Origin of the sequence: Vibrio sp. Vb1166, assembly GCF_033338695.1 — a bacterium.
GTDB classification, from domain to species: domain Bacteria; phylum Pseudomonadota; class Gammaproteobacteria; order Enterobacterales; family Vibrionaceae; genus Vibrio; species Vibrio alginolyticus.
In genome coordinates this window covers 21,147-42,022 of sequence record NZ_JAWOTE010000023.1, presented here as the reverse complement: position 1 = coordinate 42,022, position 20,876 = coordinate 21,147, and the positions used below count along the sequence as shown (strand labels likewise).

Annotated in this window: 16 protein-coding genes; 9 read left to right on the top strand and 7 right to left on the bottom strand. The window is 46.0% G+C overall.

Annotated elements, in window-relative coordinates; translation table 11 throughout:
* Position 1: 1 nt before the first annotated feature.
* Positions 2 to 2,044: an oligopeptidase A gene (gene prlC / locus R7E51_RS19005; protein ID WP_017635033.1), complete on the bottom strand. Its 2,043-nt coding sequence runs from the start codon at positions 2,042 to 2,044 to the stop codon at positions 2 to 4.
* Positions 2,045 to 2,443: 399 nt separating this feature from the next.
* On the opposite strand from prlC, the gene R7E51_RS19000 reads away from it, so the two are divergent.
* The 6 genes from R7E51_RS19000 to R7E51_RS18975 all read left to right on the top strand — a co-directional run bounded on the left by R7E51_RS19000 (position 2,444) and on the right by R7E51_RS18975 (position 10,561).
* Positions 2,444 to 3,283, top strand: coding sequence for a 23S rRNA (adenine(2030)-N(6))-methyltransferase RlmJ (locus R7E51_RS19000; protein WP_047103871.1), 840 nt, complete (start codon positions 2,444 to 2,446; stop codon positions 3,281 to 3,283).
* A 259-nt stretch (positions 3,284 to 3,542) separates the two neighbouring features.
* The gene (gene gorA, locus R7E51_RS18995; protein WP_042522575.1) at positions 3,543 to 4,901 is read left to right on the top strand and encodes a glutathione-disulfide reductase; all 1,359 of its coding nucleotides are present in this window, start codon (positions 3,543 to 3,545) and stop codon (positions 4,899 to 4,901) included.
* A 96-nt stretch (positions 4,902 to 4,997) separates the two neighbouring features.
* Positions 4,998 to 6,323, top strand: coding sequence for a tyrosine-type recombinase/integrase (locus tag R7E51_RS18990; RefSeq protein ID WP_206957974.1), 1,326 nt, complete (start codon positions 4,998 to 5,000; stop codon positions 6,321 to 6,323).
* Positions 6,316 to 8,061, top strand: coding sequence for a hypothetical protein (locus R7E51_RS18985; RefSeq protein ID WP_017821119.1), 1,746 nt, complete (start codon positions 6,316 to 6,318; stop codon positions 8,059 to 8,061). The genes R7E51_RS18990 and R7E51_RS18985 overlap by 8 nt, the downstream gene beginning before the upstream one ends.
* On the top strand, positions 8,061 to 10,106 hold the full coding sequence (locus R7E51_RS18980; protein WP_017821120.1) for a hypothetical protein: 2,046 nt from the start codon (positions 8,061 to 8,063) through the stop codon (positions 10,104 to 10,106). Before R7E51_RS18985 ends, R7E51_RS18980 begins: the two co-directional genes overlap by 1 nt.
* Entirely contained in the window at positions 10,103 to 10,561 is a 459-nt protein-coding gene (locus tag R7E51_RS18975; protein WP_017821121.1) for a hypothetical protein, read from the top strand. The genes R7E51_RS18980 and R7E51_RS18975 overlap by 4 nt, the downstream gene beginning before the upstream one ends.
* 75 nt (positions 10,562 to 10,636) lie before the next feature.
* Here the strand turns inward: R7E51_RS18975 and R7E51_RS18970 are convergent, their stop codons facing one another.
* The 4 genes from R7E51_RS18970 to R7E51_RS18955 form a co-directional block, all read right to left on the bottom strand.
* On the bottom strand, positions 10,637 to 11,473 hold the full coding sequence (locus tag R7E51_RS18970; RefSeq protein WP_017821122.1) for a hypothetical protein: 837 nt from the start codon (positions 11,471 to 11,473) through the stop codon (positions 10,637 to 10,639).
* A gap of 9 nt (positions 11,474 to 11,482) precedes the next feature.
* A complete protein-coding gene (locus tag R7E51_RS18965) occupies positions 11,483 to 12,076 on the bottom strand; it encodes a helix-turn-helix domain-containing protein (RefSeq protein WP_017821123.1) in 594 nt (197 codons plus the stop codon).
* Positions 12,067 to 12,852 (bottom strand): TIGR04255 family protein, encoded by a 786-nt coding sequence (locus tag R7E51_RS18960; protein WP_017821124.1) that lies wholly within the window; start codon positions 12,850 to 12,852, stop codon positions 12,067 to 12,069. Before R7E51_RS18960 ends, R7E51_RS18965 begins: the two co-directional genes overlap by 10 nt.
* Before the next feature lie 385 nt (positions 12,853 to 13,237).
* The gene (locus R7E51_RS18955) at positions 13,238 to 14,143 is read right to left on the bottom strand and encodes a LysR family transcriptional regulator (protein WP_005379156.1); all 906 of its coding nucleotides are present in this window, start codon (positions 14,141 to 14,143) and stop codon (positions 13,238 to 13,240) included.
* Positions 14,144 to 14,264: 121 nt separating this feature from the next.
* On the opposite strand from R7E51_RS18955, the gene xapA reads away from it, so the two are divergent.
* Positions 14,265 to 15,089, top strand: coding sequence for a xanthosine phosphorylase (xapA, locus tag R7E51_RS18950; RefSeq protein ID WP_017821125.1), 825 nt, complete (start codon positions 14,265 to 14,267; stop codon positions 15,087 to 15,089).
* A gap of 105 nt (positions 15,090 to 15,194) precedes the next feature.
* Here xapA and R7E51_RS18945 read toward each other — a convergent pair whose 3' ends face one another.
* Positions 15,195 to 15,806: a bifunctional 4-hydroxy-2-oxoglutarate aldolase/2-dehydro-3-deoxy-phosphogluconate aldolase gene (locus tag R7E51_RS18945; RefSeq protein WP_005394384.1), complete on the bottom strand. Its 612-nt coding sequence runs from the start codon at positions 15,804 to 15,806 to the stop codon at positions 15,195 to 15,197.
* A gap of 9 nt (positions 15,807 to 15,815) precedes the next feature.
* Positions 15,816 to 17,192 carry a GntP family permease gene (locus R7E51_RS18940; protein ID WP_012841240.1) on the bottom strand — a complete coding sequence of 459 codons (1,377 nt, stop codon included), beginning with the start codon at positions 17,190 to 17,192 and terminating at the stop codon, positions 15,816 to 15,818.
* Positions 17,193 to 17,345: 153 nt separating this feature from the next.
* On the opposite strand from R7E51_RS18940, the gene R7E51_RS18935 reads away from it, so the two are divergent.
* Positions 17,346 to 17,870, top strand: a complete 525-nt coding sequence (locus tag R7E51_RS18935; RefSeq protein ID WP_033905875.1) for a gluconokinase — start codon at positions 17,346 to 17,348, stop codon at positions 17,868 to 17,870.
* Positions 17,870 to 19,666, top strand: a complete 1,797-nt coding sequence (gene edd / locus R7E51_RS18930) for a phosphogluconate dehydratase (protein WP_033905870.1) — start codon at positions 17,870 to 17,872, stop codon at positions 19,664 to 19,666. The genes R7E51_RS18935 and edd overlap by 1 nt, the downstream gene beginning before the upstream one ends.
* Positions 19,667 to 20,876 lie beyond the last annotated feature (1,210 nt).

Below are 20,876 nucleotides of genomic sequence, written 5' to 3'. Positions count from 1 at the left end.
TTTACGCCGCAATACCCGAATGGCGCAACAGTGCATCGATTTGTGGCTCGCGGCCACGGAAGCGCTTAAACAGCTCCATTGGCTCTTCACTGCCTCCCATTTCTAGGATGTTGTTCAGGAAGCTTAGACCCGTCTCTTTGTTGAAGATGCCTTCTTCTTCAAAGCGAGAATACGCGTCTGACGACAGCACTTCAGCCCACAGGTAGCTGTAGTAACCCGCACTGTAGCCACCAGCAAAAATATGACCAAAGCTGTGTGAGAAACGCGCCCACTCAACCGCAGGAACTACCGCGACTTTCTCTTTCACTTTCGCCAGAGTTTCCAGTACACGCGCACCCACTTCAGGGTCATATTCGGTGTGAAGCGTGAAATCGAACAAGCCGAATTCTAGCTGACGCAAAATACCCATCGCAGATTGGAAGTTTTTCGCTGCGAGCATTTTGTCTAGCATCGCTTTCGGTAGCGGCTCACCTGTCTCATAGTGACCAGAAATGAACGCCAGCGCATCCTCTTCCCAACACCAGTTTTCTAGGAACTGACTTGGTAGCTCAACCGCATCCCAAGGCACGCCATTAATACCTGAAACAGCACCTGTATCAACTTGCGTCAACATGTGGTGGATTCCATGACCAAATTCATGGAATAACGTCACGACTTCATCGTGCGTGAACAGTGCTGGTTTGTCGCCCACTGGACGGTTGAAGTTACACGTTAGATACGCAACCGGCGTTTGCAGCTCGCCAGATAGCGTAACGCGACGACCACGACAATCATCCATCCACGCGCCGCCACGTTTGTGTTCACGAGCGTAGAGATCTAGGTAGAAGCTGCCACGGAGTGTGCCTTCAGCATCAAAGATATCGAAAAAGCGCACGGACTCATGCCAAGTGTCTACGCCTTCGCGCTCAGTAACGGTCATGCCAAACACGCGGTTTAGCACTTCAAACAGACCGCTCACGACTTTTGACTCTGGGAAGTATGGGCGCAGTTCTTCATCCGAAATTTGGAACAGGTGCTGCTTTTGTTTCTCGCTGTAGTAAGCGATATCCCAAACGTTCAGCTCTTCAACACCAAACTCACTTTTCGCAAACTGACGTAACTCTTCGACTTCACGTTCACCTTGCGGTTTCGCTCGTGTCGCTAGGTCATTCAGGAAGCCCAGCACTTGATCCGGCGTTTCAGCCATCTTTGTTGCTAACGACTTTTCACTGTAAGTATTGAAACCTAGCATACGTGAAATTTCATGGCGCAGTTTTAGCTGCTCAGTAATGATTTCTGAGTTATCCCATTTGCCTGCGTTTGGACCTCGATCAGAAGCGCGCGTCACGTACGCTTCGTACACTTCTTTACGCAACTCTTGGTTATCGCAGTACGTCATGACAGGTAGGTAAGATGGGATATCTAGCGTAATGAGGTAACCATCTAACTCTTTTGCTTCTGCGGCAGCTTTCGCTGCTGCCAGCGCCGATTCTGGCATACCTGCTAGGTCTTTCTCGTCTGTGATGTGCTTGGTCCAACCCATGGTGGCATCCAGCACATTGTTAGAGAATTTAGAGCTCAGCTCAGACATACGTTTGCTGATCTCGCCGTAACGGTGCTGCTCATCGGATGGCAAACCAATGCCTGATAACTCGAAATCACGCAGTGCATCAGTGATGGTTTTCTGCTGGGCACGAGTTAACGTTGCAAATTCTTCGCTCGCTTTGATGGTTTTGTACGCTTCGTACAACCCTTTGTGCTGACCAACCCAAGTGCCGTACTCTGACAAAATTGGTAGGCAACTTTCGTAAGCTTCACGTAGCTCTTCGCTGTTCACTACCGAGTTCATGTGACCCACTGGCGACCAGATGCGGCTTAAGCGATCATCCGCTTCTTCAATTGGCGCAATCACACTGTCCCAAGTTGGGTGAGCGTTGTCTTGTAGAACTTCATCGATTTTTGCTCGGCAGTCAGCAATCGCTTGCTCAACGGCAGGCTTGATGTGTTCTGGTTTAATTTGAGAAAACGGAGGTAGGTCCGTAAACGTCAGAAGAGGATTAGACATGAATAATTCCTTTTGTGTTTTGACTCTGTGATTGCCTGTCTATTTTGTGTAGATAGGCCAACTCAATGTACAGACGAGCCAGCAACATGGATTGGGGGAGCTCCGTTCCCTTTCTCTATGCCGCGATGACCATCATATAGTCAACCAGCGCTACTCTGTCCTTGAGTCTTGTTATACCTAAATGAAATTTCACACCCTTTTGAGTGCGAGAAACTCACCTAGTTCAATTCGATTACCAATAGTAAGTGTGGGTGACTTAAAGAAATTTCAATAGCGTCCCCTTATCAGAGGAACAGATTTGATTGGAAGTTCTACATCTTTAAGTTACTTGAGTATAATACCGCCATAGAGTGAAAATCACAGACCACACTCAGCCAAAGAGTGTTTCGAGAGTTTAATTTGTTAAGTTACCGCCACAGCTTCCACGCTGGCAACCATGCCGACGTGGTCAAACACATCGTTCAAAGCCTCATTCTTGATGCGCTGAAACAAAAAGATAAGCCATTCGTTTATCACGATACCCACTCGGGTGTGGGCCGTTACGATCTGACTCACGAATGGTCTGAAAAAACGGGTGAATACAAACAAGGCATCGCACGTATCTGGGATAACCCAAGCATTCCCAAAGACATCAAAAGCTACATCGATGCCATTAAAGTGCTCAACAACGGCGAGAAGCTGCGTTACTACCCAGGCTCACCACGTGTAGCGCGCGCGCAAATCCGCCCACAAGATCGCATGGTGCTGACCGAGTTGCACCCAGCCGATCACCCATTGTTAGAGCAAGAATTCCATCGTGATCGCCAAGTGAGCATCTTCAAAGAGGACGGATTCCAACGCCTCAAAGCAAGCTTACCGCCACAAGAACGTCGTGGTTTGGTGCTGATTGACCCACCATACGAACTCGCGAAAGAGTACCGCGATGTGGTGCGAGCGATTCATCAGAGCCATAAACGTTGGGCCACCGGTATCTACGCGATTTGGTACCCAGTGGTAAACCGTCACGACATCGAAGATATGATCGAAGGTTTGGAAGCACTCGGTATTCGTAAAATTCTGCAAATCGAGTTAGGTGTTGCACCAGATACCAACGAGCGCGGCATGACGGCATCCGGCATGATTGTGATTAACCCGCCATGGAAACTGGAAAGCCAGATGAAAGAGATTCTGCCATTCCTGCAAGACGCGATCGCACCAGCAACTGGCCACTGGAAAGTGGACTGGATTGTGCCAGAGTAAGCACTTCAGTACTGATATCTTCAAGCGCAACGACATTCTCGTTGCGCTTTTTTATGCTCTCACCTTCTTCCTCCAATCGTGCTTATTCTTCTTTTTGTGCCTCTCATCGCTATTTGTCATAAGTATTGTCGCTTTTTCCCATTTAGGAATTAGTCGAATTCGATTTATGATAGTGGGATAACGGTGGCATTGAGTTCGGACAAGGTCATCCCAATCTATCTATGTACCAGATAAAATTTATAAGCTCTTGGAGAAAGTAATGGCGACTCATTTTGACTATATCTGTATCGGTGGCGGCAGTGGCGGCATCGCATCTGCAAACCGTGCGGCGATGTACGGCGCGAAAGTTGCGCTAATCGAAGCTCAAGACCTTGGCGGTACCTGTGTAAACGTAGGTTGTGTACCGAAAAAAGTGATGTGGCACGGCGCACAAATCGCAGAAGCAATGAACCTGTACGCAGAAGATTACGGTTTTGATGTCGACGTGAAAGGTTTCGACTGGAGCAAACTGGTTGAGAGCCGTCAGGCGTACATTGGTCGTATTCACCAATCTTACGATCGCGTTCTTGGCAACAACAAAGTAAACGTGATTAAAGGCTTTGCTAAGTTTGTTGACGAGAAAACCGTAGAAGTAAACGGTGAACATTATACTGCGGATCACATCCTGATCGCGGTTGGTGGTCGTCCTACTATTCCAAACATTCCAGGCGCTGAATACGGCATCGATTCAAACGGCTTCTTCGACCTAGCAGAGCAACCAAAACGCGTTGCGGTTGTGGGTGCTGGCTACATCGCAGTTGAAATTGCTGGCGTACTGCACGCGCTAGGTACAGAAACGCACCTGTTCGTACGTAAAGAGTCACCACTGCGTAGCTTCGATCCAATGATCATCGATACGTTGGTTGAAGTGATGGACGCAGAAGGTCCAAAACTGCACACCCACTCTGTACCAAAAGAAGTGGTAAAAGAAGCCGATGGCAGCCTAACTCTGCACCTAGAAAACGGTGAAAGCCAAAACGTTGACCAACTGATTTGGGCAATCGGTCGTCACCCTGCGACAGACGCAATCAACCTAGCGTCAACCGGCGTGGCAACGAACGAAAAAGGCTACATCAAGGTAGACGAATACCAAGAAACTAACGTGAAAGGCATCTACTGTGTGGGTGACATCATGGAAGGCGGTATCGAACTAACACCAGTAGCAGTGAAAGCGGGTCGTCAACTTTCTGAGCGTCTTTTCAACAACAAACCAAACGCGAAGATGGACTACGATTTGGTACCAACTGTGGTATTTAGCCACCCACCAATCGGCACTATCGGTCTAACAACGCAAGAAGCAGAAGAGAAGTACGGCAAAGACAACATCAAAGTCTACACATCTGGCTTTACTGCGATGTACACCGCTGTTACTAAGCACCGTCAACCATGTAAGATGAAGCTTGTATGTGCGGGCGAAGAAGAAACGGTTGTTGGCCTACACGGCATCGGTTTCACGGTAGATGAAATGATCCAAGGCTTCGGCGTAGCAATGAAGATGGGCGCAACCAAAGCAGACTTCGACTCTGTTGTGGCTATCCACCCAACGGGCTCTGAAGAGTTCGTTACCATGAGGGGTTAGTGTAGGAAAAGCATCTTACACACGTAAATAATTCTGGAAAATAATTAATCACTGTCTATGCTGTATGTATGGACAGTGATACTTTCAGGATGATTTATGACATACCTTGTACACTCCAGCGATGTCTTCAAAGAGACTGAACTACAAAAACTGGATGATGGTACATTCCATTGCCAACCTTCCAATGACAATATCGGTTCGTTACCAACACTCTTTTCGCAAGATGGCATCTTCAATCACGAAGCCAACAGTTACCTGTTTTATCTCAAGGTCGTAAAGAAAGCAGAAAACCTATCTCCCTGCGCACAGGCATTGCGTGCCTACTATCAATTTCTTGAGGACAAGGGGTTGAATTGGGATAAATTCCCACCAGTCAAACGGCTAAAGCCAACTTACCTGTTCCGCTCCTACCTACTCAAGAAAATAAAACAAGGCGAACTTGCACATAGCACAGCCAGTGTTCGTATGAACCAAATCGTCAACTACTATAAATGGTTGATGCATGGTGGTTACTTAAGCGTAAAGAGTGAGAAGGAAGCGCCATTCAAAATGGAGTTCGTCTCAGTTCAGAATCGTGGGATGCTTGCCCACGTATCTCCAACTTTCATTGTTGAGACCAGTGATTTACGCATAAAAGTACCGAGGGATGCCGATAGTAAAAACATCAAGCCACTATCTCCACTAAGCCGTGATGCTCTTGGTATTTTAACGCAGCACCTTCCACAAACGTCTGAAGAGTTGCGCTTACAAGCCTTGCTTGCGATTGATACAGGTATGCGGGTTGAAGAAGTAGCAACCCTAACACTAGATGCGCTAGATACTGCAACTCCACTTGCTGAGAGCCAACATCGCTTTGAAATTCTGTTATGCCCCCGCTCTACAGGCGTACAAACCAAGTTCCTAAAGACTCGGACTGTCGAGATTTCATCGGACTTGTTCCAATCATTGAATGAGTATCGAATTTCAGAACGCCGTCTGAGGCGTGTTACTAGGCTCAACGAGAAAATAGAACAATTAGACAGCGATGCTCCCCCCTTCACCCAGAAGACCATTGAAATACTGGAGCGCTGTGACCGTCATGAACCACTTTTTGTTAGCCAGCAAGGCAACCCTGCTACGGGGAAATCCATTGAAGCTAGGTGGATTGAGTTCAGGACAGAAATAAAACAGGCAGAGCCATCATTTACCCATCGCTTCCATGATTTACGTGCCACCTATGGCACCTATCGCCTCAGTGACTTGCTAGAGGCTGGATTGCCCCTTGTCGACTGTATGGAGCTTCTGATGGACTGGATGGGGCATAAAGATGAAAGTACGACTTGGAAGTATTTACGCTTTCTAAAACGCAAAGAGGCGTTCAAAGTAAAGTTTGGCATTCTCGATTCCATTATGCACGATGTGCTACGAGGTCAGGATGACTGAGCTAACCTATTTATCTGGATGGAGGAGTGACCTCTGTATCAAGCTTGATGTTAGGGACAATCTTTTAGCAGACTTTAACCGCCTTTTATTCAATGAGTTACCATCAAGCAAAGAGTTGCAACAAAGCAACCAATTCAAGTTTGCAGATCGTGAAGCGTTCGTTTTTCAGTTAAAAGACAGTTTTAGTGAAAAAATAGATGAAGGAGTTAGTCACGACTCACTTTATGGCATTTATGTTGAAGCCTCTCAATACCTAAGGTGGTGCGATAAAGAAAGCGAGCCAGCATTTACCCAAAGCTCATTAGAAGGGTATATGGTACACTTGCAAACCAGAGTAATGCTAGGCGAACTCAAAAGTAGCACGTATAAGAATAGACGAGCTAATATGGTCACCCTATTTTCTCGATATCTTGATCTACCACACTATTACTTTAATAACGTGGTTATCATGGATAATAGCGATAGAGAATCTTATGAATCCTACACTCAAAGCGATTTAAAACAACTACTCCCATTTCTAAGACGTCTTTTCAATCAAACATATTCACAGTTTATCAAAAATCCTGAAGCGCATATTCAAGCTCATAAAAGCACGCCTACCATGATCTTTGAATGGCAAGGTAGAGAGTATAAACTTTGCGGTGGCATAACGAAGATGATGTGTGCAGCCACCTACCTACTCGCTTATTACACTTACGCTAACACCACTGATTTATTTAGGTTAAAGCAGCCTAATAACGCATCAATTTCAACAGGGGAAACATGGTATACCATGCCCGCTTTTAAACGTCGTGCATTTAAAACTATTCAAGTTGAGATAGGTGAGCACGAGTTAGAAATACCCAAGTATGCCATGACCTTTTTCGACAAACTACTCAATGCTTCAAGAATAATTAGCACAAATGAAGATGCGACTCTTCTTCAAACCATCGCCTCACGAAAGGTGCAAAAATTACAGACTTCAAGACTTCAGTCTTTTTTGAAAAAGTGGGTAGAAAAACATTTTTCCTTCACAGATCAAATGGGAAGACGCTTACGCCCCAGCATAAGCCGCTTTCGTGAAACAGGCTGTCAACTAACCTCATATCATCAAGGTGAAATGGTTAATAACCTTATGCTTAACAACACGCCCAACACCCGCAAGCGTCACTATAGCGAGGGAAATAAGCTGGCAAATAACGGCATGATGCAAGATACGATGTCAATTCGGGAGGAGCAGGTCAAGAGCAGGGTCAACACCAAGCAGGCTCAGAAAAACCTCAGTATTGAGGTACTGGTTATCGAGGAAGAAAACAAGATTAACCTTCCCAATTTAAGCCGTACTTCTAATGGCGGTAGCTGCGCTGCCCCATTCGGTGAAAAGTCCCAAAAGTACACCAAGAAAGCCCAAACACAGGGACTTGCTAAGGAGGGAGAACGATTAGCCTGTGCAGACCTATTGGGGTGCTTTGGCTGTCCTGACCAAGTGATTGTACAGTCAGTCTCAGATATCTGGTGCCTGCTCTCATTCAAGTCCTGTGTTGAGGAATCACTATTCCTTCATTTGGATGTCAGCCATTACAAACAAAACTTTGAAAACATCATACTGTTTATCAATCAAAAAATACTTCCAAACATAAATAAACAAATATTGAGAAAGGCAGAAACCAAACTCGATGATGATGGCCTGCACCCCGCTTGGGATGACAGCGAGTCAGTTTTAAGCTTAATTCCAAAATCACCAGCCGAGGTAAGATAATGGATACATCTAAACTCTATTTACCTGACTTTCCACAACAGCATAAGGTCAAGGATGTAGATGTGGTTACGCTCTACCATGAGAGAAGATATGAAGAGCTAGATGCCGTCGTCATCTGCAAGGATAAAGACGGAAACGTTACCGCCACCTTTGGACAAAACAATTGGGATTGCTTACCTTTCTCTCGAAAGAAAGATAAGAACAATCTAAATACAGAGGAATTCAAATGTGCTCCTAAGTTACAACGAGAACTTAAGCTTCTGAGTTTTGGTTGGCTATTTAATAAAAGTCCTAAACAGAAAAAATCAGTAAAGTTCTCAAGCGTTCGCACTCGACTAAATAATATAAAGGTAGTTTATAGTTTCTTGATGGAGAGTAACTATAGCTCGTTGAAAGATCTTGGTTCGCCTGTTGTGTGGACTAAGTTTGAACACTTCTTGCAAAATCGTAACTATGCCCAAGGAACCATCGAGTCTACTTTTGTGGCAATAAATACCGCCATAAATGATGAGTCATGGCACAAGCTTGAGCTTGGCCTAAATCCAATAAAATCAAGCACTGAAGCAAGACGGATAAGTTTCAATGAAGCACAACAAACTCTTGTTATACCTGAACGTATATGTGATGCCATTTATGGAAAAGCTATAGAACTGGTCAATGGTGCCCACCCATATAGACAATTAATTTTGAATACAGAGAAGTCTCTACAGCATAACTATGATGAAGGAGTGCGCAATCTTGAAGAAAAAATCAAGCAAGGGAACCGCTACTCATTCATGAATGAGGACGGTAGCATTGACGAGCGAAAATACACTTCCGCAATTCAAGAGTTCCAATCACATAAAGTTAAAGACCTCATCGCTCCATTAGCCGCAAAAGTACCAAGTATTAGACTAAACAATGGAACGGACTTTAAACGCTACTGGGGTCAAATAACTAATGCTTGCTATATCGTTTGTGGAGGTTTTAGCGGTATGCGAGACTCCGAACTCGATAAATTAACGCCTAAAAGTTATTACAAGGATACCTTTGAAGGACGTGATTTCCATATGCTCCAATCTCACACTTTTAAGTTAGGCAATAAGCGAGAAACATGGGTCACAGCTTCATCTTCCAAAACTGCAATAGAGTTAATGACCACATTAACTGAAGAATGGCGCAAAGAAATCACTTACCCGGATAAAAAATACAAAGACTCGATTTGGGTAAATAAATCATACCGCTCCAAGCCCCCCACATTGATTACAGGATGGAATCACCGACTACAACGTTTTTGTAATCAATTCAATTTTATTGTAACTGAAAAGGATTTCGCAGAATGCCTTGAGTCAAACCCTCGCTCATTAAACCGTGTAAAAAAAGACGTAACGGTTGGAAGTCCTTGGCACATGACAACTCATCAGTTTAGGCGCACTTTAGCCTTTTATTGCATTAAGAACCGCCTAGGGACATTAGTAGCGCTCAAACAACAGTTCAAGCACTTATACCTCGCGATGACCGAGTGGTACACCAATGGTGGGAGGCTGGCGAGCCTACGGGATCTGAAAGTTGACGAGCAAGTGCAAAAGACACTCGATGAAATCAATGCAGAAACCACCGCAAATAAAATCTTTAAACAATGGCACTCAGATGAAACGCTATCAGGCACTCATGGCAAAGCGATCATGAAAATGCGAGGAGATGTACCGACTATTTATAGCTCATGGGATGTTATCTACAAAGCCGTAAAGGATGGTAAGTTGACACTACATGGCTCAATGCACAGTTATTGCAAATCTGGTTATGACTGCGATATGGACGGTGTGGTCACTCCTCAGTTCTGTGTTGATTGTGGCTCTGGAAGTAGCATCATTGACGAGCAGCAGGCTAAGTGGTGGCAGAAAAAGCACCGCAGTCTAGTTGCTTACATGGAATCTGGCGAAGAATTTTCGGTAAGTGAACATAGCCACTATGTCACTCAAGTAAGAGCTGCAGAAAAAGTCATGGCTGACTTTGATATGCCCTTTACCCCTTTTGAACCTGACTTAAAGGCGGCCAACTTATGAGTAAGAGCGAAAATACACTACTGAAACTAGAGGCAGCCCTAGAGCGTATTAAACAGGGTAAACCTAAGCGCATTCCTACTCACCGCAAGCTCAGTGTACGGGCTGTCGAGGAAGAGGCAAATTTAGGCAATGGCAGCGGTTACTACTATCCTGATTTCGTGGAAAAAGTTAAACAGACCAAAGGTGAAATTGCGACAGGCAAAGGTGGAATAGTCCAACCAGAGATCCTGACTGTGCGCACCAAGCTCAAAGAGCAAAAGCGCATCAAGGATAACTACAAGGCCAAGTATGAGGCAGAGCGAGAGAAGTTAGCTCTGTTTGCGGCAGCACAGCACCATCTAAACGATAAGCTGGTTCAAGCATTAGCTCGTATAGATGATCTTGAATATGAAAATGCGGAGCTTCGAGAGGAGCTTGCTAAGCTGAAACGAAGTAAAGTAGTACCAATCAAGTAACTTTAACAAATGTAGCCCACCTTCAATGTGTGGGCCACAACCTGCGTGAGAAATGGTTGCACGTGGTGCTTGTATCTAGATTCCGGGGCTTACTTCGGCAGGAAATTCCTCGGTATCGTTCCGATAAGACAAATAGTCCAAATGGAATCTAGTCATCCCCTCCAATGTAGCCATGCTAATCTGTTTTTTTTCTTTAACGAGAGCATGGGTGACATTAATACCTGCCCCTTTAAGGATATCTTTGTAACGCTCTATTCTATCCTGAGCTGTTTTAGCATCACCATCATTAGTCAGTGCACCTAATAATTGTACGTCATAGCGTTCACCTTCTAAAAGCTCACGATTTGGGTTGAGGCGAATGTAAATCCCATACAGGTGATCATTGGACTGCTTCGCAGCTTTCTTTAGCTTGCTCTCAGAACGCTTTAAAAGATCATTAAACGACGTTGGCAACGCGGGCCTATCATAATGTTCTCCCAACCAGTTCCTATAACTTCTCTCTTCTTGAATACCCCAAGAGATACCATCAAGATAGTCAATATCAATCAGGTTTTCTTTTGGAGTAAAGACTTTCTCCAATATGCTAACTCTGAGTGAAAGCTCTTGCAGTCCATCTTCACGAACTTGAGTTACGTGAGTATCAAGAATTCTAGGATGGGCGTTGTAACTTTTTTGAGGGTCTCTAACTTCAATAACCCTCGCAACAAGCAACTGTACCGAAGGAACCTCATCCCTCGCTATATCACAAGACTGAGAGGCAACGACAAGCACAAAGTTATCGTCTACTAGCCCAGCCTTATTGACATCTATGCACGTAGTATTTTCATGTCCCAATAAAACAACAGCTTGCTCCTTTGGAATAATGCAGCCTTGCAACCAACCTTTGGTCTCTAAAGTACTTCCAAAGTTCATATCACCTACCTACGCAAAGGGATCGTCGATCACGTCAAAGTCACTAGTCAACATTAAACCAGAACCGAAGTACAAGACGTCATCAGTATCAACTTCATCTTGTTGCAACTTATGCAAGATTTGGTTCTTTTCTTCAATATCCAATGTGGCGATATCTGGATATCCGTTGCTTAACCACTTGCTCAAAAGATTATGCTGATCCACCAACCGTAACAATTTTGTTTTGTTTGGTTTGGTATTGCCCTGCTGCCAATTATGAAGTGTTTTACGAGTTGTTTTTAATATACTCGCTAATTCTTCATCTGCTAATCCAAGGCTACTTTTTAACTCGTTCAATCGTTTGACTAATAGATTCTGTTGAGGCGACACTGTCAAAACGTCTGTCGTACTAACTTCAACAAGAACGTCGTGGAAATCTGTCTTAGTATGGGTCCAATACTTATGCTGCCCTGAACGATAATTAATAAGATCAAAAATCTCCGTAGCGTTAGGGCTCTGGTACGTACTATGTGCTGCTGATTGAACGGCATGCTGACCAGAAACCGCTAAATTTTTGATTTTACTTACGTCATAATCAGCGTATGCGTGATCTGCTACAACCATATTTCATTCCTTGCGTACGGAGTCGTCGCATTCCAAAATGCTTCTCTCGAAGCCTCATGTAAACCAGACAACGTTTCTAGAATATTATCAACTTCAAAGTCTTTCGGGTTATTTGAATCTTGCCAGAAGTGGTCAAAGTCTAAAAGAAGCCTCAGTTTAGCGGTTTCATCTGCTTTGACTTTTAAGCCTATTGAAACGAGATCTTCAGGCAAGACATTAGGCGTAACTGTCTGAACGGTTCTTATTACAAGATGTGTTGTCCCTGTTGCAATTAAGTATTCTTGACGCTTAAAGCCTTTTTGACCGATATTGCTAAATGTATCATCAAACAACAACTGAGGAACGACTAACTCTGATAATCCAGCATCCCCCCCATCTAACGATGTAATGTTATCGCAATAACGTAGACCCACCCTAGTGTAAATCGACGGGTTAACAATATTTTTCAAGACCTCAACTATCTGCTGAACATCTTCCTGAAACCCATCAAACCGATCGTATTTAGTCGTTGCATAAACGACTCTATTCTGATCAATGTCAACAACTCGTTGACCATCTTTGGATGTAAATAGCCATCTTTCTATGTTTGAAAAATCTACTTGGTCATTATTAAAGTTCACCGCTTTATCAACTACAGTGTTGAAGTTCGGAAAATCTCCACGAAGTTGATCGTGTAGTTCTGGGATGTATTTCTTCACATTTAGAATTGGTGAGTATCTCACCTCTACGAGAACAAGTTCTAACGGGTGATTGTTCAACTTCTTATAATCTGACATGTTGATACGCCTTTCTGGGACTCTTTAAATTAATTATTACACAGTAAATTACACATTGCTCGTATTTTCATCTGACATTAGATTCTGATCATAGTTCCACCAACCTTATAAAAGTACCTATTGAAAACAAAAGGCGGAAAGTAGGACGATTTACTCTGGAATAATGGTAAGGTTGAGTTCGGATTTTTGGAAAAATCGTTCCAATAGCCAATTTTTCTGGAAAAGGCTCAAAAGCCTCTTCCTATGCACCTTTCCAGATTTATTTCAGAAACAACCCGTGTTGGTAGTTTGTAACGATGCGTTAATTACGCTCTAATCGCATTGCTGATTTCAGCGAATCATTTGAAAAGGTCACCTTAGGGTGACCTTTTTTGTTAGCCCATGCTTAACTCGCATTCTCCAATAACGTGCGAATAAACTCGGCTTTGATAGCACTCTCCTGCTTACCATCATGAATCAGACACAAGTCTGCACGCAGTGACTCTTTCAGCTTGATAAAACGAATCCCATGCCAATGATGCTGAGAAAACGTCGACGGCACCAACGTCACGGTATTGCTGTTTGCCACATACGCCATCAAGGTGCTTGGCTCCACCACTTGTTTGCCAATATGGGGTGAAAAGCCTTCTTGCAGACAGGCATTGATGATGAAGTTTGCCGAGGCAGAATTCGCCAAACTCATAAACGCAAACTCACACGTCTTTAAATCTTGGAGCCGCAGCAAAGATTTGCTGGCTAACTCATGTTGCTCCGACACCGCCACCACAAACACATCTTTGCCCAAAGATACCGACTGATACGGATAAATGTTGAGTGCATCAGCAAAACGCACAATGCCCACATCGATTTTCTTCTCGCTCAGATGCTTCTTTTGCGTCTCTGGGTTAAGGTCAAAAATGTCGGCGTGATAAGTGTCATGCTCAGCATGGAAGCGCTGTAACAGACGATCAAATCCGCCCCAAAATGCGCTACTTACCACACCAACTCGCAGGATATTTCTCTGGTTCAACCCCACTTGCTGCACTTGATTGAGCGAGACATCCAAGGTCTGAAAAATCAGTTGGCATTTGGACTCCAACAATCGCCCGGCCTCCGTCAGCATGACATTTCTTGAATCGCGCTCAAACAGTTTGACGTTAAGCACCTCTTCCAACTCTTTGATGCGATTGCTCAACGGCGAATTGGTGATATTGAGGTTCTCGGCCGCCTTAGTGAAATGCTTGGTTTGTGCGACCTCGTAAAAGTAACGCAGCATCTTCAGCGTCACGCGCTCAAATGGTTCTGACTTCATGCATTGAGTCCTAGCGAATTTCATCATCCTCTTTTTAAGGATGATAGTAGCGAATAAAGCAAAGATAACCAGCGCAGAAAGTCACACAATGGAATCAACACACAACCAGAAGGTGACTAACATGAATCACGATCCAGTAATCGGCGCACTACAAACCATTCGCGAACGCAAACCAAACTTCCAACCTAAAGCGGCGTTTATTTTAGGCTCTGGCTTAGGCGTATTGGCAGACGAACTACAAGACAAAGTGGTCATTCCATACGAAGAGCTCGAAGGCTTTCCGGTTAGCACCGTGCAAGGCCACTCTGGTGAGTTGGTACTTGGCACCATGGGCGGCGTAGACGTAGTGTGCATGAAAGGTCGCGGTCACTACTACGAACACGGCTCAATGAAGGTCATGACCACGCCCGTGCGCACCTTTAAAAAGCTGGGCTGTGAGTTTCTGCTCGTCACCAACGCGGCAGGCTCCCTTCGCCCTGAGCGTATTGATGTCGGTTCTCTGGTGGTATTTCATGACCACATCAACACCATGCCTGAATCGCCAATGATCGGTCCGAATGATGAAGAGTACGGCCCGAGATTCTTCAGCCTCGCCAATGTTTACGACAAAGACCTGCGCGCAGAAGCGTTTGAAGTCGGCAAAGCCAATGGCATTCACCTCAATGAAGGCGTGTTTGTCTCTTACACAGGCCCCAACTTTGAGACCGCAGCCGAAATCCGCATGATGCAAATCATCGGTGGTGATGTCGTGGGCATGTCGGTCGTGCCAGAAGTGATTTCTGCGGCGCATTGCGGCTTACCCGTATTGGCAGTGTGTGCGATCACCAACATGGCAGAAGGCTTGGGAGATGTAGAATTGTCTCACGCTCAAACATTGAAGTGCGCGAAGCTAGCCGAAGCAGATTTCATTCGCTTTATTAAGCGCTTTATGAAGCATCACTTCTAAAGCTGCTTCATTCCAAAAAGAAAAAGGGTCATCAAGTAACTTGATGACCCTTTTTCGTATCACGTTTTCTAACGTTCGGGGGTATTTCGGAGCCGTTTGTGCGTTTTACTTAACTGCGCGAACCAATTCAGCAATGCCTTCCCAATCGCCGTTGTCCATCATTGCGGTTGGCACCATCCACGTACCGCCACAAGCTACAACCGATTTCAGCGCTAGGTAATCTTCCACGTTGGATGGGCTTACGCCACCTGTTGGCATGAATTCCACTGGGTAAACCGCCGTGAGTGCTTTCAGCATGTTTACGCCGCCTGATGGCTCAGCAGGGAAGAACTTCAACGTACGCAGACCCATTTCCATCGCTTGCTCAACCAAGCTTGGGTTGTTTACACCCGGTACGATAGTCACGCCACGTTGCTGACAGTATTTCACTGTGGTTGGGTTGAAGCCTGGGCTAACGATAAAGTCCACGCCAGCTTCGATTGCGATGTCGACTTGTTCTGTGGTCAGAACGGTGCCCGCGCCAATCAACAGTTCTGGGTACGCTTCACGCATGATGCGAATCGACTCCGCCGCCGCTTCGGTGCGGAATGTCACTTCCGCACATGGTAAACCGTTTTCTACCAACACTTTTGCCAGTGGCAGAGCGTGTGCTACGTCGTTGATTGCGATAACTGGGACGATTTTGATTTCTCTTAATCGTTGTTCAAGTGTTGTCATGGGGAACCTCTAAAGAATAAAGCTTAATGTTGCGACGATAATAAACGCGATACCGCCAAGTAACGTTTCCATTACCGTCCAAGTTTTTAATGTGGTTTTCTCATCCATCTCAAGCAGACGAGATACCAACCAGAAACCAGAGTCATTGAAGTGAGACAGTACCGTTGCACCACCCGCAATCGCGATTACGATAAAGCAAAGGTCGAGTTCACTCAAACCTGTTGATGCTGCCACTACTGGCGCGATAAGAGCCGCCGTAGTGGTTAGCGCTACGGTTGCCGAGCCTTGAGCAACACGCAGACAAGTTGAAATCACAAACGCCGCCACAATCACAGGCATACCTGTGTCTGTAAGAACGTCAGCCAGTGCATCACCAATACCGCTTGAGCGCAGTACGCCGCCAAACATGCCACCTGCACCCGTTACTAGGATAACACCACAGATAGGAGCCAATGACTCACCACATAATTTTTCTAGTTTTGCCATGCCGTAGTCTTTGGCAAACACAGCCAGACAGACAATCAAAGTGATCAGCAACGCAACTGGGGTTTTACCTAGCATACGTAGGAACTCAACCAGTGCCGTTTTACCATCAATCACACCCGCAACCGCCAGTGTGTTCAATACCGTATCCAAACAGATTAGCAGGACTGGCAGCACAAGGATGGTCATAACCGTGCCAAATTTTGGTGCGTTGCGCTCATCCACCATCGCTTCGCCATTAAAGAAGGCTTTAGATAGTGGGATATCGAATTTTTTGCCCGCGTACAAACCAAATAGGTAAGCGCCAAGGTACCAAGTTGGAATAGCTACCAGAATACCCACCACCAATAATAGACCGATGTTTGCGCCAAGGAATTCGGCCGCTGCAACCGGACCTGGATGTGGTGGAACAAACGCGTGCATAACCGCAAAAGCACCAGCTGCAGGCAACGCGTATTTAATTGGTGAGCCACCAAAACGAGCCGCCACACTGAGGATGATTGGCATCATCACTACAAGGCCAGCATCGAAGAAGATTGGGAAGCCAAACAGTAATGAAGCGACGCCCAAAGCAAATGGTGCGCGCTCTTTACCAAAGCGACCAATCAAAGTGTCTGCCAGCACTTTCGCACCGCCAGTCACTTCAAGAATTTTACCGATCATCGCACCAAGACCAACCAGCAATGCTACGGAAGCCAGTGTGCCGCCGAAGCCGCCCATCATGGTCGATACGACTTTCTCAGAAGGAACGCCAGTGGCGATTGCTGTGCCTAAACTCACCATAGTAAGGGAAGCAAAAGCATGGACTTTCAGTTTAATGATCAGAACGAGTAACGCTGCAATGGCAAGGCCTGCAATCGTCAGTAGGAACGTAGGATCTGGGGCTTGGGTTAATTGCTCCATAGGTTCACCTTTAAGAATTATTGTTTGTGTTATGGTTCACATTTATCTCAGTTACCGGTAACATGTTACCGATAACATTAATAAGATAAACCCATATTTTAAAGTGAATTCAAAAATTGAGATCACGCGCAAATTTGGTTATGAGGATAAGTTATGGCTGGTAGTAGTGTCATCGTTATGGGCGTTTGTGCTAGTGGTAAAAGCACAATTGGTGAGCATCTAGCGAAAAAGCTAGGGCGTAAATTCATTGATGGTGATGATCTTCATCCACGAGCGAACATTCAGAAAATGGCATCGGGCCAGCCTCTGAACGATGATGATCGCAAGCCATGGCTAGAACGCATTCGTGATGCGGCGTACAGCCTAGAAAGCAAAAACGAACACGGCATTATTGTCTGTTCAGCACTGAAAAAGATTTACCGCGATCAGATCCGCGAAGGCAACGACAACGTGACCTTCCTGTTCCTTGATGGCGATAGGGAGTTGATCCTTAATCGCATGCGTATGCGCAAAGGCCACTTCATGAAAGAAAACATGGTGAAGAGCCAATTCGAGACACTAGAGCGCCCAGACAACGAGCCTCAAACTCTGATCGTCAGTATCGACGGAGACATCAGCGACGTGGTGGAACGCTCTGCTACTGAGCTAATCAAAATGCAAGCGATCGAGGTGGCGTAATGACTCACTCTGTTGTTATTGAGGTCACACAACGCTTGACCGAGCGCAGCCGCGAAGCGCGCGCTGCCTTTCTTGCTCGCACCGAAGTGCAAGCCGAAGCTGGCAAAGGCCGTGTTGGTTTATCTTGTGGTAACTTAGCCCATGCAGTCGCCGCTTCTTGCTCTTCTGAAAAGAAAAATATTCTCGATTTTACTCATGCCAATCTCGCGCTGATCAGCGCCTACAACGACATGTTGAGCGCCCACCAGCCGTACCAAGACTATCCAGCGCAAATCAAACAAGTACTGGCGGACTACGGCCATACAGCGCAAGTCGCAGGTTGTGTGCCAGCGATGTGCGATGGGGTGACTCAAGGTCAAGCAGGCATGGATATGTCGCTGTTTTCGCGTGACTTAATTGCGCAATCAACGGCGTTGTCTTTGAGCCACAATGTCTTTGATGCCACATTACTGCTTGGCATCTGTGACAAAATCGCCCCGGGGCAACTGATGGGCGCGCTGTCTTACGCGCACCTACCGACTGCGTTTGTACCAGCGGGTCTGATGGCAACAGGCATCAGCAACGAAGAGAAAGTCGACGTGCGCCAAAAATACGCAGCGGGTGAAGTCGGCAAAGACGCTCTGCTGGATATGGAGTGTCGCGCTTACCACTCTGCGGGGACGTGTACGTTTTACGGCACAGCCAACACCAACCAGTTGGTGTTCGAAGCCATGGGCTTGATGCTGCCAGGTTCGGCATTCATCCATCCCCATACCCAACTGCGTAAAGCGTTAACCGATCACGCGGCTCTGAAAATCGCCTCAATGACGGCGGGTTCTGCACACTTCCGTCCGTTGGCAGAAGTGGTCACAGAAAAGAGCTTGGTCAACGGCATCATCGCTCTACTCGCATCTGGCGGCAGTACCAATCACACCATTCATATGATCGCCGTGGCGCGTGCTGCTGGCATCTTGCTCACGTGGCAAGACATCAGCGATCTGTCGGATGTGGTTCCTTTGTTAGCTCGCGTTTACCCGAACGGCCCAGCCGATATGAACGCGTTCCAAGACGCGGGGGGCGTGCCCGCGTTATTGCACCGCTTGAACCAATCCGAGCTTTTGCATCGCGATGTGAAACCCGTGTTTGGTGAATTTGAAGACCAAATGACGCTGCCGAGCCTTGTCGATGGCCAACTGACTTGGACACCGTGCCAAGGCAGCCAAGACGGTGACGTGATCGCCAAACCAGACGCCACTTTCCAAAACACCGGCGGCACTCGCGTACTTCACGGTAACTTGGGCAAAGCCGTGGTGAAAGTGTCTGCGGTGAAAGAAGAGCAACGCGTGATTGTGGCACCTGCGATCGTATTCCAATGCCAACACGAAGTGGAGGCCGCGTACAAACGTGGCGAGCTGAACAAAGACTGCATCGTTGTGGTCACACACAACGGCCCAGCGGCAAATGGCATGCCTGAACTGCACAAGCTGATGCCAATTTTAGGGAACGTGCAAAAAGCGGGCTTTAAAGTCGCGCTAGTGACGGACGGTCGTTTATCTGGTGCATCCGGTAAAATTCCGTCTGCGATTCACGTTTCTCCAGAAGCCATTCGTGGTGGCGCGATTGGTTTGGTGCGCAACGGTGATTTGATTCGCCTTGATTGCCAAACGGGCGAACTGAACAACTTAAGCGACACCACTGGTCGCGAGTTGATTCATTTCGATACCGAATCGACCCAACAAACTTGGGGACGAGGCTTGTTTAGCGTGATCCGCCAAAACGTATCGAGTGCAGAAGAAGGCGCAAGCTTTATTGTTTAAGGCGAGAAGAAAGACCTCGTCATTCCGACGAGCCTAGGCGAGATCAGGAATCTACTATCAACGTGTTGTGAAGCTAGAGAAAACTCCTCTGCCACTGCACTTTTTGTTGGTAGATTCTGAATCACGCTCGTCCCTCGCTGTTCAGAATGACGAGCTTTGGGATTAGCCTCAGTTCTTTCTAAAAAACGAATGAATCCGTCATTCCGACGAGCCTAAGCGAGATCAGGAATCTAATAGCAAAATGCGTGAAGCCAGAGAAAACTCCTCTGCCACAGCACTTTTTGTTGGTAGATTCTGAATCACACTCGTCCCTCGCTGTTCAGAATGACGAGTTTTTGAGATTGGCCACCGCTCTTTCTAAAAACGAATGAATCCGTAATTCCGACGAGTCTAAGCGAGATCAGGAATCTAATATCAATGAGCTGTGAAGCCAGAGAAAATCCCCTCTGCAACTGCACTTTTTGTTGGTAGATTCTGAATCACACTCGTTCCTCGCTATTCAGAATGGCAAGCTTTGGAGTTGGCCTCGGTTCTTTCTAGAAACGAATGAATCCGTCATTCCGACGAGCCTAAGCAAAATCAGGAATTTAATATCAGCGTGCAGTGAAGTCAGAGAAAACTCCTCTGCCACTGCACTTTTTGTTGGTAGATTCTGAATCACACTCGTTCCTCGCTATTCAGAATGGCAAGCTTTAGGATTGGTCACTGCTCTTTCTAAAAAAATGAATCCGTCATTCCGACGAGCCTAGGCGAGATCAGGAATCTACTATCAACGTGTTGTGAAGCTAGAGAAAACTCCTCTGCCACTGCACTTTTTGTTGGTAGATTCTGAATCACGCTCGTCCCTCGCTGTTCAGAATGACGAGCTTTGGGATTAGCCTCAGTTCTTTCTAAAAAACGAATGAATCCGTCATTCCGACGAGCCTAGGCGAGATCAGGAATCCACTATCAACGTGCTGTGAAGCCAGAAAAAACACTTCTGCCACAGCACTGTTTGTTGGTAGATTCTGAATCACGCTCATCCCTCGCTTTTCAAAATGGCAAGCTTTGGGATTGGCCTCAGTTCTTTCTAAAAAACGAATGAATCCGTCATTCCGACGAGCCTCAGCAGGATCAGGAATCTAATATCGACATGCTATGAAGTCAGAGAAAACACCTCTGCCACAGCACTTTTTGTTGGTAGATTCTGAATCACACTCGTCCCTCGCTG